The organism is Vibrio sp. La 4.2.2 (genome assembly GCF_027586995.1).
Classification (GTDB): Bacteria; Pseudomonadota; Gammaproteobacteria; order Enterobacterales; family Vibrionaceae; genus Vibrio; species Vibrio mediterranei.
In genome coordinates this window covers 29,905-44,916 of the sequence record NZ_JAPPTJ010000017.1, presented here as the reverse complement: position 1 = coordinate 44,916, position 15,012 = coordinate 29,905, and the positions used below count along the sequence as shown (strand labels likewise).

General features: G+C 46.5%; 12 protein-coding genes. 6 read left to right on the top strand and 6 right to left on the bottom strand.

Going from position 1 to position 15,012, the window contains the following annotated elements:
* Nucleotides 1-2 precede the first annotated feature (2 nt).
* Entirely contained in the window at nucleotides 3-1,793 is a 1,791-nt protein-coding gene (gene secD / locus OH456_RS24470; protein WP_198559387.1) for a protein translocase subunit SecD, read from the bottom strand.
* Here secD and OH456_RS24465 point away from each other — a divergent pair.
* Nucleotides 1,792-1,965, top strand: coding sequence for a hypothetical protein (locus OH456_RS24465; RefSeq protein ID WP_006069688.1), 174 nt, complete (start codon nucleotides 1,792-1,794; stop codon nucleotides 1,963-1,965). The two genes, secD and OH456_RS24465, sit on opposite strands and share 2 nt — an antisense overlap.
* Here the strand turns inward: OH456_RS24465 and OH456_RS24460 are convergent.
* The 3 genes from OH456_RS24460 to OH456_RS24450 form a co-directional block, all read right to left on the bottom strand.
* Nucleotides 1,962-2,411 (bottom strand): hypothetical protein, encoded by a 450-nt coding sequence (locus OH456_RS24460; RefSeq protein ID WP_051647390.1) that lies wholly within the window; start codon nucleotides 2,409-2,411, stop codon nucleotides 1,962-1,964. The genes OH456_RS24465 and OH456_RS24460 overlap by 4 nt on opposite strands.
* 194 nt (nucleotides 2,412-2,605) lie before the next feature.
* On the bottom strand, nucleotides 2,606-2,950 hold the full coding sequence (locus tag OH456_RS24455) for a PTS lactose/cellobiose transporter subunit IIA (protein ID WP_006069686.1): 345 nt from the start codon (nucleotides 2,948-2,950) through the stop codon (nucleotides 2,606-2,608).
* 15 nt (nucleotides 2,951-2,965) lie between these two features.
* Nucleotides 2,966-3,277 (bottom strand): PTS sugar transporter subunit IIB, encoded by a 312-nt coding sequence (locus OH456_RS24450; RefSeq protein ID WP_006069685.1) that lies wholly within the window; start codon nucleotides 3,275-3,277, stop codon nucleotides 2,966-2,968.
* Between the two features lie 242 nt (nucleotides 3,278-3,519).
* Here OH456_RS24450 and OH456_RS24445 point away from each other — a divergent pair, with 242 nt between their 5' ends.
* The 3 genes from OH456_RS24445 to OH456_RS24435 all read left to right on the top strand — a co-directional run bounded on the left by OH456_RS24445 (nucleotide 3,520) and on the right by OH456_RS24435 (nucleotide 7,517).
* On the top strand, nucleotides 3,520-4,869 hold the full coding sequence (locus OH456_RS24445; RefSeq protein WP_038227650.1) for a PTS sugar transporter subunit IIC: 1,350 nt from the start codon (nucleotides 3,520-3,522) through the stop codon (nucleotides 4,867-4,869).
* 9 nt (nucleotides 4,870-4,878) lie between these two features.
* The gene (locus OH456_RS24440) at nucleotides 4,879-6,306 is read left to right on the top strand and encodes a glycoside hydrolase family 1 protein (protein ID WP_270034383.1); all 1,428 of its coding nucleotides are present in this window, start codon (nucleotides 4,879-4,881) and stop codon (nucleotides 6,304-6,306) included.
* Between the two features lie 203 nt (nucleotides 6,307-6,509).
* A complete protein-coding gene (locus OH456_RS24435; RefSeq protein ID WP_006069682.1) occupies nucleotides 6,510-7,517 on the top strand; it encodes a substrate-binding domain-containing protein in 1,008 nt (335 codons plus the stop codon).
* 55 nt (nucleotides 7,518-7,572) lie between these two features.
* Here OH456_RS24435 and edd read toward each other — a convergent pair whose 3' ends face one another.
* Nucleotides 7,573-9,387, bottom strand: a complete 1,815-nt coding sequence (gene edd, locus OH456_RS24430) for a phosphogluconate dehydratase (protein WP_270034382.1) — start codon at nucleotides 9,385-9,387, stop codon at nucleotides 7,573-7,575.
* On the bottom strand, nucleotides 9,384-9,896 hold the full coding sequence (locus OH456_RS24425) for a gluconokinase (RefSeq protein ID WP_006069680.1): 513 nt from the start codon (nucleotides 9,894-9,896) through the stop codon (nucleotides 9,384-9,386). Before OH456_RS24425 ends, edd begins: the two co-directional genes overlap by 4 nt.
* A 247-nt stretch (nucleotides 9,897-10,143) precedes the next feature.
* On the opposite strand from OH456_RS24425, the gene OH456_RS24420 reads away from it, so the two are divergent.
* Both OH456_RS24420 and putA read left to right on the top strand, forming a co-directional pair.
* Complete coding sequence (locus tag OH456_RS24420) at nucleotides 10,144-11,568, top strand: 6-phospho-beta-glucosidase (protein WP_270034381.1); 1,425 nt, start codon at nucleotides 10,144-10,146, stop codon at nucleotides 11,566-11,568.
* A 294-nt stretch (nucleotides 11,569-11,862) separates the two neighbouring features.
* The gene (putA, locus tag OH456_RS24415; protein ID WP_270034380.1) at nucleotides 11,863-15,003 is read left to right on the top strand and encodes a bifunctional proline dehydrogenase/L-glutamate gamma-semialdehyde dehydrogenase PutA; all 3,141 of its coding nucleotides are present in this window, start codon (nucleotides 11,863-11,865) and stop codon (nucleotides 15,001-15,003) included.
* Nucleotides 15,004-15,012 lie beyond the last annotated feature (9 nt).

The following is a 15,012-nucleotide window of genomic DNA, read 5'->3' as shown; positions in this document are numbered from 1 at the left end:
ATCTAAATCCTCACTTCTCGGCGCTGATCACGCCCCCAAACAAGATTGATGATGGCGCGCGATAAGAACACGCCGGTAAACATACTGGTTAATAGACCAAGCCCTAGTGTGATAGCAAAGCCCTGAACGGGACCATTACCAATGGCATACAGTGCAATGGCGACAATCATAGTGGTGAGGTTGGCATCGAAAATAGAACGAAAGGCACTGCTAAACCCTTTTTCAATGCTCTGAGCTAGCGTTCGCCCTTCGCGCATTTTATCTTTGATGCGTTCAAAAATGAGTACATTGGCATCCACTGCCATACCGACGGTCAGCACCATACCTGCAATACCAGGTAAGGTAAGTACAGCTCCGGGAAGCAGCGCAATTAACCCAAATAAGCTCATCATGTTGGCGAGCAAGGCAACATTTGCGACCCAGCCTAAGCGTCGATACCAAAGTGCAATGAAAGTTAGTGTTAGGCCTAATCCTAGCGCTAATGCAGCAAAGCCATTTTTGACGTTTTCAGCACCCAGTGAAGGACCGATGGTTCGTTCCTCAATAATGGTAACTGGGGCTGTGAGTGAACCAGCCCTTAGTAAAAGTGCTAGCTCTTGTGCGTCTTGCATGGTGCCAACACCAGTAATACGAAAACGGCTACCCAACTGTGACTGAATGGTGGCAATACTGATCACCTTACTGAGCTGTTCGCTATCGCCCGCAGCATTGCGGCTGTACTCGCTGTAGACCGTCGCCATCGGGTTACCAATATTGCTTCGGGTAAACTGAGACATTTTTCGGCCACCCGATGTATCGAGCGAAATGTTAACTTCAGCGGTTCCCATATCACCGACACCCGCGCGCGCATCGATAATATGCTCTCCGCCAAGAATGGCGCGGCGCTCCAAATTAACTGGGATTCCGTCATTGTCTGGTAGAATTTGGGTGCGGTTTCCTCGACCATCTGTGACTGCATGAAAGGCTAACGAAGCTGTTGCACCGATAACGTCTTTAGCCGCTGCAGGATCCTGAACTCCGGGTAATTCTATGCGAATGCGATTCTCACCTTGTCGTTGTACCGAGGCTTCGGTAATGCCAAGCTCGGCAATACGCTCTCGCATGATCTGCAAGTTTTGCTGAACCGTCAGGTTGCGCAGAGTGCTTTTCTCTTCATCTGTCAATAAGAGGCGAATCGTGTTGTCTTGGATTGACGTGTGCCAGTTAGGAAACTGCTGACGTAAAAAGGCTCGTGCTTTTGCGGTAGAAGTTCCACCAAACAAATTGAGCTGAACGCTATCGCCCGTGATTCGACCTCGGCTAGTTCGAAACTCCGAAGAGAACTCATCGATAACCATTTGTCGGTGTGCTTGATAGACGGGCTCCATATCGACTTCCAATAAAAATTGGACGCCGCCTCTCAAATCAAGGCCCAGAGCGATAGGCGAAAAACCTGATTTTAGTAACCATTGAGGAGCTGCTGGCTCCATCGCTAGTGCGACGGTTGTGGATTCATCTAAGTACTGTTTTAGCAGTGTTTGCGCTGCAGCTTGTTGTTTGGGGCTTTTTAGAATCACGATGGTTTTATCACCATCTTGTTCAATGCTAGTGGGGGTGATGTTGGCATGTTCAAGGTATTGAGCGATTTGACTCGCATCAGAAATTTGCCCTCGATGGTTGATATGAAGGGCGGCATTTTCACCATACAAAGAAGGTAGAGCACTTAACAGCATGACGAGCAAGCTGAATATAAGTACCACGTACTTCCACTTGGCGTAGCGGTTGATTGGTTGACGTGATGGTTTTTTCACAATGAAACTCTCTAAAACGGATCAAAATGAGCGCATGGTCATCATGAAAGAGATGAAAGCCGTAACCAAATCAGTCTGTGAAGACATTTATTTCAGTCATCAGCAAGTCGCTACTCTTAATGTGCTGCGCGTGTTGAAGCGTTCAGGTAGTCCTGAACTTGATCTTGAGAGTTAGTTTGAGTGAGGCTGTCTGTGAGCGTACAAAGTGTTGGCTTCTTTCCAGCCTGCCACTCTTGAGGGAGCGCTTTGTGTGCGACTCGTCCAATGACGTTGCGGTGGAATAAGTGAGGTGCTTCTTGTGGCGATCGCCAGTAATGGAGGTGCTAAGAAGGCAATTAATAGGTGGTAATCAGGCGCTGCTTTTTGGTCGGCATCCCAACTATCACTAATGACACGTCTGGATGAAGAAAGAAACAGTGGACCCATGTAATCATTAAGAATCGACCCACTATCATCTGCTGGGGCATTAAAATCATCAGATGGCGTCGTCGAAAGATCGACGGTGATAACAGTATTAGCGAGATTGGAAGTATTGGGCGTGAGATACTCGTCCGCGCTTACAGTATGTGTGCAAACTGTAATCAGAAGTGCTAGAAATAGACGATACCAACGTTTAACCAATGAATAACCTTTACGTGTAAGCGATGACTTTCTGGTTCGCGGGCAGTATACCGGATGCTGGTCACAAAATGGGCGAATAGAAAAGGTAAAAGTGTTAGTAATTGTATCTATTACTGAAGGGAGCTTTTGGTAGGCTGTTGATTAGTATATTGCCGCAACGCAATCGGACTGTTGTTTACGCTGCGGCAAATTAATTAAGCCATACTAACGTTGTTAAAAACGCTCTGTTCGAGTTTGTTGAGACGTTGATACAGATGCACTGTTTCGCGAGCACTTTCTATTGCTTGTATGGTGGTCATCAAATGGTCTTGAGCATGAACCATCACTAGTGTGACCGGGATTTTACCTTCACCTTCATCGGCGCCTATTAATTCCGTTTGAACTACATGAGCTTGACGAATTGCTTCATCTGCTTGATCTAGGTAGCTTTGTGCTTGTTCAAACTGTCCGTTACGGGCACTTTTAATAGATTCCATGGATAGACTTCTCGCTTCTCCTGCATTGCAGATTAAGCCCATGATGGTGATCTCAAGATCCATATTTGATACCCCTATTTAAGCTGTTTCACTGAGTGCTTCAATGGCTGTTGCCAGAACTTTCTCACCGCGCATTGCACCGTAATCCATAGGATTGATCGCTAGGACTTTCTTGCCTTGCTCTGCCGCCAAGGCTGCAAATTCTTGTTGGCGGAATTTCACTTGTGGACCAAGTAAGAACACATCCCAGTCGGCTAGCTTAGTTTCGAATTCAGCAATAGGCACAGCCAATATTTCAGCGTCAATAGATTGGTTTTTAGCAGCTTCTTCCATTTTTCTTACTAGGATAGAGGTCGACATTCCCGCCGAACATAGCAATAGAATTTTCATCGTTGTTTCTCCTGTTATTGACACTTATTTGTGCTTTTTGTTGTTCCTAGTGTTACGGGTAACTATCAATTCGGCAATACGTTATCTATCAAAAGTGTTATCTAGCTCAAATTTGATGAGTAATTAGGCTTTTTTTCGTGCTCAAGCTAACAATTATCCGGATTTTTCTTTGTTTTCTAGTTTTGTTACCCGTAATGTTACCCGTAACAAATATGAACGACACGAATGGAAGGGGATACCTCGTGCTTAATAATGCGTTTACAGAAAAGCTCAATTACTGGGCGGGCTGGTTTACCAGCTTGAAATACGTGATGGCTATCAAGCAAGCATTTGTCATGCTGATGCCAGTCATTATCGTTGGTGCGTTTGGCGTACTGATTTCTAACATGGTTATGGGTACTCAGTCAGGTCTTGCTGCCTTTGAAACATTTGCCTTTTTGGCTGAATACCGTCCAATCATGGGACAAATAAACTATGCGACACTGAACTTCTTGACCATCGGGGCCATCTTTATGATTGGTCTTGAGCTTGGCAAGCTTAATGGTCAAGTTAACGCTTACTCGGGTTTGCTTGCGGTTATCTGTTTCGTAGCGGTCATTCCAACTACCTATGAAGTGGTTGTAGCAGGTGAAGCGTTTGAAGTGAGTAATGTTATTGCTCGCCAATATACCGACACTAAAGGCTTATTCTTGGGTATGTTTATCGCAATCCTATCGGTTGAGGTATACAGCAAGCTTCTGAAAGTTAACGCTTTACAAATCAAGATGCCTGATTCTGTGCCACCAAATGTGGCGAACTCGTTCTCTGCATTGCTGCCGTCTATCATCACAGTTACTGCGATTGCTACGTTTGGTTTTGCGTTCTACGAGATTTCGGGAATGACGCTTTATGATGCAACGTATGCAGCGATTCAACGTCCGCTTGAAGGTGCTATCCAAAGTCTACCTGGTGTGCTTCTACTGATGTTCCTAGCTCAGGTTTTCTGGGTAGTGGGTATTCACGGTAACCAAATGATCAAGCCACTACGTGAGCCGCTGCTGCTTGGTGCGATTGCCGCAAATATGACAGCTTATGAAAACGGTGAAGAAATTCCGAACATCATTACGATGCCTTTCTGGGACATCTACATGAGTATCGGTGGTTCAGGTGTCACGATTGGCCTACTTGTCGCAGTCTTCTTAGTATGTAAGAAACGTAAAGATATGCGCGAGATTGCCAAGCTTTCTGTCGGTCCAGGTGCATTCAACATCAACGAGCCAGTGGTGTTTGGTATGCCTATCATGCTAAACCCGATTCTAGCGATTCCATTCATTATTACACCACTAATTACCGGTATGATTGGTTACTACGCAACAGCGATTGGTTTTGCAGGTAAGGCTGTGGTGATGATTCCTTGGACCTGTCCACCGATTCTGAGCTCATGGCTGGCGACGGGTGGTTCACTTGGTGCAGTGGTGACTCAGATCGCTTGTATTGTTACCTCGATTCTCATCTACCTACCATTTGTGAAAGTGTGTGAGAACCAGTTCAAAGAGCAGCTCGATAATCTAGAAAGCGAGCAAAAAACGGAAGCGAAAGAAGCGGTAGCTTAAGGACGCATAATGACTCAATACTCTATGAAGTTTCCTGAAGGTTTTATTCTTGGTGCAGCAGCGTCTGCATGGCAAACCGAAGGTTGGAGTGGTAAGAAAGATAGCCAAGATTCTTATATTGATGCTTGGTACAAGAATGACCGAAAAGTCTGGCATAACGGCTATGGGCCAGCTGTCGCGACTGATTTCTACAACCGTTATGTTGAAGATATTGACCTCATGCAGGTGGTGGGGTTAACCCACTACCGCAGCTCCATCAACTGGTCTCGTTTTATGCTTGATTATGAGCAAGGGATTGTAGATGAAGAGTATGCAGGCTACGTTGATAAGGTCATTGATACCATGCTTGCCAAGGGTATCGAGCCGATGTTCTGTTTGGAGCATTATGAGCTGCCCGCTTATTTGCTCGAACATTACGGTGGCTGGAGCTCGCCTAAAGTGGTTGATATGTTTGTTCACTACGCGGAGGAAGTGTTCAAGCGTTACGCTCATAAGGTGAAGTATTGGTTTAGTTTCAATGAACCTATCGTGGTGCAAACCCGAGTGTATCTTGATGCGATTCGTTACCCGTACGAACAAGATACCAATAAGTGGATGGTGTGGAATCATGCCAAAAACTTAGCGACGGCAAAAATCGTTAAAGCTTATCGTGACCAAGGCTACGACGGAAAAATCGGCGTGGTGCTAAACCCTGAAGTGACCTATCCACGTTCTAGTGCGGTGCATGACAAGCGAGCGGCTGAAATCTACGATTTGTTCTACAATCGTGTGTTTTTGGACCCGGCTATCAAAGGAGAATATCCGGCGGAGTTGTTAACGTTATTGAGAGGCAATGGCATTGACTTCACACCAACGGAAGAAGACCTTGCGATCATCAAACATAATACTGTGGACTTTATTGGAGCCAACCTCTATTACCCACACAGAGTGAAAGCGCCGGAAGCGGAATGGCCAAAGCACGTGCCGTTTCATCCGAAAAAGTACTTTAGCGGCTTTGACTTACCGGGTAGAGAAATGAACTTCTCACGAGGTTGGGAGATCGATCCGGCTATTGTTTATGATATGGCGATGCGCATTAAAAATGAGTACGGCAATATCGAGTGGATCTTGAGTGAAAACGGTATGGGCATTGAAAATGAAGCTGAGTTCAAAGATGAACAAGGCCAGATTCAAGATGACTACCGTATTGATTTTATCTCAAGGCACTTGTTCCATTTGCTAAGAGCGATCGAAGACGGCGCAAACTGTAGAGGCTACATGCTTTGGGCGTTCACGGACAATGTCTCACCTATGAATGCTTTCAAGAACCGCTATGGCTTGGTAGAGATTGATCTGGAAGACAATCGCAACCGTCGGGTGAAAAAATCCGGCCAATGGTATAAAACCTTGTCTGAGACTCGATGTCTAGATATCGATCTGGATGATGAGTACCGCTAAACCCTAATATCGGCGAGTTTACATACTCGCCGTTCTTTTCTCCCAATTTTGTTTGCCCTGCCTAATATTACTAGCTATCTATTTGAATCTGATATAAAAATCGTTATTCTTCAACCGTCCCTACCTAGAGATTTGGATAACCGTTAGTTCATTAACAGCAAAAATGTTACAGTAACATTCACTACTACTTGAGAATTCGTTGAATGACTATGGAAGCAAAACGTTCACGCCCAACTTTGCAAGATATTGCTGATAGAGTGGGTATCACTAAAATGACGGTAAGTCGCTACATGCGCAATCCAGATTCGGTCGCCCAAGCGACTCGCGATAAAATCGCTCAAGTGGTTGAAGAGCTAGGATATATCCATAATAGAACGCCTGCGATGCTGTCGAAATCGTCGAGTAAAGCGATTGGTATACTGTTGCCTTCATTGTCTAACCAAGTATTTTCTAGCTTCGCGCAAGGTGTTGAGCATGTGACTAACCTCAATGGTTACGATACCTTGATCGCTCACTACAGCTACGATCGTGATGTGGAAGAAAAGAAAATCGAATCTTTTCTTTCTTATCAAGTAGATGGCCTAATTTTGACGGACACCAATCATACCGAGCGCACGCTGCAAATGATAAAAACCGCAGGTATTCCTGTGGTAGAAGCCATGGATTTACCGGTTAATCCTATTGATATGGCGGTCGGTTTGGACCATATGCAGGCGGCTTATGAAGTGGTGACGCAAATGATAGCCAAAGGTAAGCGCAATATCGCTTATTTTGGTGCTCGCCTAGATACCCGAACTCAGCTACGTATGCACGGCTATGATAAAGCGGTCACTGAGGCAGGGCTGGAACCTCTACACGTATTAACCAAAGAGCACTCTAGTTTTGCTTTGGGTAGTACTTTGCTCGACAAAGCTCTGCTAATTCAACCAGAGCTTGATGGCGTATTCTGCACCAACGATGATATTGCGATTGGTACTATTATGGCGTGTCGTGCTAAGCAACAACGAGTTCCTGAGGATATTAGCGTCGTTGGTTTTAACGCTCTGGATATGGGTAAAGTGATTAGCCCAACCTTGGCAAGTATTGATACACCACGATTTGAGATTGGAAAAAAGAGCGCCGAGTTATTACTATCGGCGCTATCAGGAGCCCCAAGCGAGCAAAAAGTTTTTGATATGGGCTTTACGATTACTGAGGGAGAGAGTCTCTAACTCAGAATCTCGCCTTAATGAAAACTCGGGGGTAGGCTCGCGGGGTCAACATGGTTTAGTCGGCAAAGAGGAAACTCGCTCCTCGGTCTGCTGCTGAGACGTTCTGGCGACAAGTTGCAAACAGATCTCTGCCCCAAGTCTGTTGATGGATTTCGGCATCATGAGCCTCTAGAGGGCGACTCTCGATACCTTCGAATACTTTGAGTTCTCCACGGTGGCAATCTAATCGAACCCTATCGCCATCTTGTATACGTGCAATGTTTCCACCTCGCAGGGCTTCTGGCGATACATGAATCGCTGCGGGGATTTTCCCTGACGCGCCAGACAGCCGACCATCGGTCACCAAGGCGACGTTAAAACCTTTATTTTGGATATTACCAAGCAATGGCATCAATTTATGCAGCTCAGGCATGCCGTTAGCTGCTGGGCCATTAAAACGCACGACGACCACGCAGTCGCACTCGAGTTCGCCTCGCTGATAGGCTGCTTCCACTTGACTCTGATCGTTAAATACTTTGGCTGGTGCTTCGATAATCTGGTGCTCTGGTTTTACCGCCGACACTTTAACGATAGCTTGCCCTAAGTTACCTGATACTTGCTTTAACCCGCCCGTTTTTTGGTAATACTGCTTGTCATTAGCAATGACCTCAGGGTTTTTCGTCCCATTAGAGCGTAACCAAGTGAGGACCTGATCATCAGATTGAGTGTCTAATTCTGGGTAGCAAAGCTGATCTTCAAAATGGCCAAATGCCGTCACGGTATCGCGATGCAGTAACCCTTGCTGGTTGAGTCTGGTTAATAGAGCAGGGACACCGCCCGCTGCATGAAATGCATTGATATCACTGGTGCCATTCGGGTAAATATTGACGACCAGAGGTACGATGTCGGAAAGATCGTTGATGTCTTGCCAAGTTAGTAGCAAGCCTGCAGCTCGGGCGACGGCAATCATATGAATGCTGTGATTCGTGCTACCACCAGAAGCGAGTAGGGCTACCACACCGTTAATCAAGTTTTTTGCTGAGACTACGTCACACAATGGGCGATAGTTTGCTGAACCTGCAATGCTACTGGCGATTCGCTTCGCGGCATCTTGTGTTAATGCTGTTCGCAGCGGGGAATCTGGTGGTACAAACGCGCTGCCGGGTAGCATTAACCCCATGGCTTCAAACACTAATTGATTGGTATTGGCGGTGCCAAAGAAGGTACAGGTACCACTGCTGTGGTAAGCACGACATTCCATTTCTAGCAGCGAATCTTTACCAAGCTCTCCAGCGGCGTGCTGTTGGCGAATCGTGACCTTCTCTTCATTAGAGATTCCCGTTGCCATTGGACCTGCGGGAATAAACGCAGTGGGAAGATGGCCATACGCCAGCGCGCCCATTAATTGACCGGGCGCTATCTTGTCGCAAATACCAAGCAGTAAGTTACCATCAAACATATTGTGGCTGAGTGAGAAGGCGGTGCTTTGGGCGATAAGATCGCGTGAAAACAGCGACATATCCATACCCGGCTGTCCTTGTGTGACTCCGTCGCACATTGCGGGAACACAGCCCGCGACTTGCGAGGTATGGCCTAACGGACTTAACGCTTGTTGGATGAGTTCCGGATAACCCTCATAGGGCTTATGAGCGCTCAACATGTCGTTGTATGACGAGATGATAGCCAAGTTGGCGCTGGTGTTGTTGAGTAAGGACTGTTTGTCCGCATCGCACGCTGCAGCCACGGCGTGTGCAAGGTTGCCGCACGAGAGTTGCGAGCGCCCTTTGCCTGCTAGTTTTTGCTTCGCAATATTCGCTAAATATTGTTGTCTTAATTTTTCACTGCGCTGCTCGATACGCTGCGTAACGGCCAGTAAGGTTGTATGAGTCATGATACAACCTCAAGCGTGGCATTAGATAATTGGCTGCGGATATCACGAACGGCGGTCTGAATCACACGTTCTAGTGGCATGTCGATAGGTACAGTCAAGACATCCAGTTCACAATCAGGGCGTTCTAGAGCTTCAAACTGACTTCGCAGGAGGGAGCCTTTCATAAAATGCCCTCCTCGTTGTTCGACACGTTGTCGAATGAGTTCAAACTCTCCATCTAGGAACACAAAGATAAGGTTATTGTTGCCAAGTCTTAATGTGTCGCGGTACCCTTTTTTAAGTGCAGAGCAAACAATAACACCATGCTCATTCTTGCATCCTAGGCTGTACGCGGCATCGTTAATACGCGTCAACCATGGCGCTCTGTCATCATCACTCAGCGGTATGCCTGCGGCCATTTTGTCGATATTGCTTCTCGGGTGAAGATCATCGCCATCGATAAACTTTGCGCCTAATACATCGGCAATCCCTTTGCCTACTGTGCTCTTACCTGAGCCAGAAACTCCCATAACAATAATGCACTTCCCCAAGTTCCCTCCTCACGAATCAAAATTTGATCCAATCCGCACAATTCAATTAATTCACAAACTGGACTTCATATTATCGATGTTACTGGTAACATGATACCGGTAACTTTTAATGTTGTGAACAAGAGCACATCCAGTTAAAAAACTTAATTACAGCCGAAATGAGGCTGGCATAGTGTTGATAAAATGCTAGCTCATCGGTTCACGATGTACTATTTGAGGGGTAACAATGTCGGTATTTCCAGAGAACTTTTTATGGGGCGGAGCTATCGCTGCTAACCAAGCTGAGGGTGGGCATCTAGAGGGCGGTAAAGGCCTAACTACGGTCGATATGATTCCGTACGGTGACAATCGTATGCCTATTAAGCTGGGTCTACGTGAGCAAGTAGCGCTCGATGAATCGGAATTTTATCCAAGTCATGGAGCTATCGATTTCTATCATCGCTATAAAGAAGACGTCGCGCTATTAGCGGAAATGGGCTTCAAAGTGTTCCGGACTTCTATTGCTTGGGCAAGAATTTTCCCTAAAGGCGATGAGCTAGAACCTAATCAAGAAGGGATTGCTTACTACCAAGATCTGTTCCGTGAATGTCAGAAGCATGGTATTGAACCTCTTGTTACCTTATGCCATTTCGACGTGCCAATGCACTTGGTAAACACATATGGTTCGTGGCGCAGTCGTGAAATGATTGGTTTTTTTGAGCGTTATGCTTGCACTTGTTTTGAAGCATTTGATGGTTTGGTTAAGTACTGGCTCACATTTAATGAAATCAACATCTTGCTAGCAAGTCCATTCTCTGGTGCTGGCCTGCTATTTAAAGAAGGTGAGAACAAAGAGCAGGTGAAATATCAAGCGGCGCACCATGAGCTTGTGGCAAGTGCTCTAGTGACCAAAATCGCCCATGAGATTAACCCTGATAACCAAGTGGGTTGCATGTTAGCGGGTGGCAACTTCTATCCGTACTCCTGCAAACCTGAAGATGTCAAAATGGCGCTTGATAAAGATCGAGAGAATCTATTCTTTATTGATGTCCAAGCCAGAGGCTATTACCCATCTTATGCTCAAAGAACGTTCCGCGATAAAGGTGTAGAACTTGAGATTCATGACGGCGACTTGGAGATTCTAAAGCACACTGTGGACTTTATTTCTTTTAGTTACTACGCCTCTCGCTGCGCTTCCGCTGATATGAATAAAGGCAACACCAGTGAAGCCAATGTCGTGAAGTCGGTTCGCAATCCACACCTTGAAGCAAGCGATTGGGGCTGGGTTATTGACCCTCTCGGTTTGCGTATCGCCATGAATACCCTTTATGATCGTTACCAGAAGCCGTTGTTTTTAGTAGAAAATGGCCTTGGAGCCAAAGATGTGGTGGAAGCGAATGGCGAGATTAACGATGACTATCGCATCGACTATCTGCGCGCTCATATCAAAGCGATGGGAGAGGCCATTGAAGATGGTGTGCCTTTGATGGGGTATACGCCTTGGGGGTGCATTGATTTGGTCGCCGCATCCACTGGAGAAATGAGTAAACGCTATGGTTTTATCTACGTTGACCGTGACAACAAAGGTAATGGTACGTTGAAGCGTTCTCGTAAGAAGTCGTTCTTCTGGTACAAAAAAGTGATTGAATCCAACGGTGAAGATTTGTCATAACCTCCGTTTCTCATTGGTGATTATGAAGGGGTGCCTATGTGCATCCCTTTTTTGTGTTTTAAAACTGAGGGGAATGTTTAGCGAGAACGAAACAATATGTTAATTTGGTTGCAGATTGTAACGGCTCATTTTGTCTAACTCGATGTGACCTTGTATTAATTTTGTTAATAAGCGTAGAAAACAGCAAAAAGCTCGGAGTTTTTGACAAGTAATTCCTTAACACTCAAAATACACTGCCTGCCATTGTAGTAGTCCAGTCGTCTTTTTCGACTGAGTAGAGATTGAGGAACACACATGTTTACAGCAACAGATGTGCTAAAAACGGAGTTTGTCGAGCAGCCGCTTGAACAGCTCTGGTCACTGATCTCTCCACTTTACATGGTGGATGAGTCTCAATGGTTGAAACAGCTTTTACCTCTGGCGACGCCGCAAGGCGATGAAGCCCAGCAAATCCCACAGAAAACCACCGAGCTTATCGAAGCCATCCGTGCCGATAAAAATGCCATTCAAATGATTGATGCTTTGCTGCTTGAGTACAGTTTAGATACTCAAGAAGGCATTTTGCTGATGTGTTTAGCAGAAGCGTTAATGCGCATTCCTGATTCTGCAACGGCTGATGCGCTTATTCGCGACAAACTGAGTGTCGCTGATTGGAAATCTCACCTGAAAAATTCTGACTCTGTGTTTGTCAATGCGTCAACATGGGGTCTTATGCTGACGGGCAAAGTTGTCGGGCTTGCTGAGTCTGAATCACAAAGCCCAGCAAAAGCAGTGAACCGTTTAGTCAACAAGTTCTCAGAGCCTGTGATTCGTAAAGCCATGTATCAGGCCATGAAGATCATGGGGCATCAGTTTGTTTTGGGCCGCAGCATTGGTGAAGCTCAGAAGAATGGCAAAAAGATGCGTGATCGCGGTTTTACCTACTCTTATGACATGCTAGGTGAAGCGGCGCTCACTAAATCTGATGCTGACAAGTATTTCAAAGACTACCTGATGGCGATCGAAGCAGTAGGCAGTGATAAATACGGCTTAGATACTAGTCCAGCACCATCAGTTTCAATCAAGCTGTCGGCACTTCACCCTCGTTACGAAGTCGCTAACGAAGAGCGTGTGCTGACTGAGCTTTGCGATACGTTAACTCAGCTTCTCACTCGAGCGCGAGAGCTGGATGTGGCGATTACGATTGATGCGGAAGAAGCTGACCGTCTTGAGCTATCACTTAAATTATTTGAGAAAGTGTATCGTAGCGACGTGGCTAAAGGGTGGGGCAAGTTTGGTCTGGTGATCCAGGCTTATTCTAAGCGTGCACTTCCTGTTTTGGTTTGGGTTAACGCTTTAGCGAAGCAGCAAGGCGACCTGATTCCACTCCGCTTAGTGAAAGGTGCGTATTGGGACAGCGAAATCAAATGGTCTCAGCAAGCGGGCTATGATGCGTACCCTGTCTATACCCGTAAAGAAGCGACCGATGTTGCATACCTAGCGTGTGCTCGATTCCTATTGAGTGAAAACGTGCGTGGCAATATTTTCCCGCAGTTTGCGAGTCACAATGCACACACAGTGACGGCCATTGCGACAATGGCTCAGCACACCGATTACGAATTCCAGCGTTTACATGGTATGGGTGATTCACTTTATGACCATGTGATGGATACGCATAAACAGCCAGTACGAATCTACGCACCAGTGGGTAGTCACAAAGACTTGCTGCCATACCTAGTGCGTCGTCTGCTGGAAAACGGTGCAAACAGCAGCTTCGTCCACCGCCTTGTTGATGCGCGTTGTCCTGTTGACAGCTTAACTGTTCATCCGGTAGATGCATTGCTTGCCAATGACACCCTACACAACGCTAATATCGATCTACCTCCCGCTATTTTTGCCGATCGTAAAAACTCCGTGGGTGTGAACGTTGATATTGAGAGCGAAGTGAAAGACTACGAGCACAAAGTTGAAGTGTTCCGAGCTAAGCAGTGGCAAGGTGCTCCGATCATTAATGGTCAATCGCAATACGAAAGCATGATCAAGGAAGGTGCTAACGTTGATACGATCACTGCGCCTTATGATCGCCGTCTTGTCGTGGGGCAAGTGGCTATGGCTAACCTTGATCATGTTTCCGAAGCTATCCGAGTAGCAGAGCAAGGTTTCACTAGTTGGTCGCAGACGCCATATGTTGAGCGTGGTCAGTGCTTACTAACACTGGCAGACAAGCTAGAAGAAAATCTGCATGAGTTGGTGGCGATTTGCCATCAGGAAGCGGGTAAGACCATTCACGACAGTATTGATGAAGTGCGCGAAGCGGTCGATTTCTGTCGTTACTATGCGAAACAACCACATATTTTTGAAACGCAATCGGTACTTGGCTTTGACGGTCAGTCAAAAACATTGACACGCGGCGGACGAGGTGTGTTTGTTTGTATTAGTCCGTGGAACTTCCCACTGGCGATTTTCCTAGGTCAGGTCACGGCAGCATTGGTTGCGGGTAATACCGTTGTGGCTAAACCTGCGGAGCAAACTTCTCTTATCGCTGTACGTGCTGTTGAGTTAATGCTTGAAGCAGGCTTCCCTGCTGATGCGATTCAACTGATTACAGGACGCGGTGCTGATGTAGGTCAGGCGTTAACCTCGCACCCAGCGATTGCTGGTGTTGCCTTCACTGGCTCTACGCCAACGGCCCAGCGCATCAATAGCACGCTTGCAGCACGTCAAGTTGCGCCAGTACCATTTATTGCAGAGACCGGCGGTCAAAATGCGATGATTGTTGACTCGACTGCACTGCCTGAGCAAGTCGTTCGCGATGTTGTTCGCTCTGCCTTCGCTTCTGCCGGACAGCGCTGTTCTGCATTGCGTGTTCTGTTTATTCAAGAGGATATTGCGGAGCGTGTTATTAACCTGATTCAAGGCGCAATGGATGAGCTTAAAGTGGGCTTGCCATATCTGCATGCTACCGATGTGGGCCCAGTAATTGATGCCAATGCGAAGCAAAAACTACTGGCACATATTGATGCGATGGCAAAACAAGGCAACAAAGTGGCGCAACTGTCGCTTGATGCTGAGTGCCAAGAAGGGGATTTTGTACCGCCTTGTGCGTTTGAAATTTCTGATATCTCTGTGCTAACGGAAGAACATTTCGGTCCTATTCTCCATATCGTCCGCTTCAAAGCATCTGAACTACCAAAAGTGGTTGAGAGCATTAACTCTACAGGCTTTGGCTTGACGCTAGGTGTCCACAGCCGTAATGAATCGACGTACGAGTGGGTGGAAAAACACGCTCGAGTGGGGAACTGCTACATCAACCGTGATCAAGTCGGTGCGGTGGTAGGGGTTCAGCCATTTGGAGGACAGGGTCTCTCCGGAACTGGACCAAAAGCAGGTGGCCCACACTACCTATATCGCTTTACTGATGTCATTAACGCCAACGCTAATCAAGCGGCGAAATAAGGAGAAAAA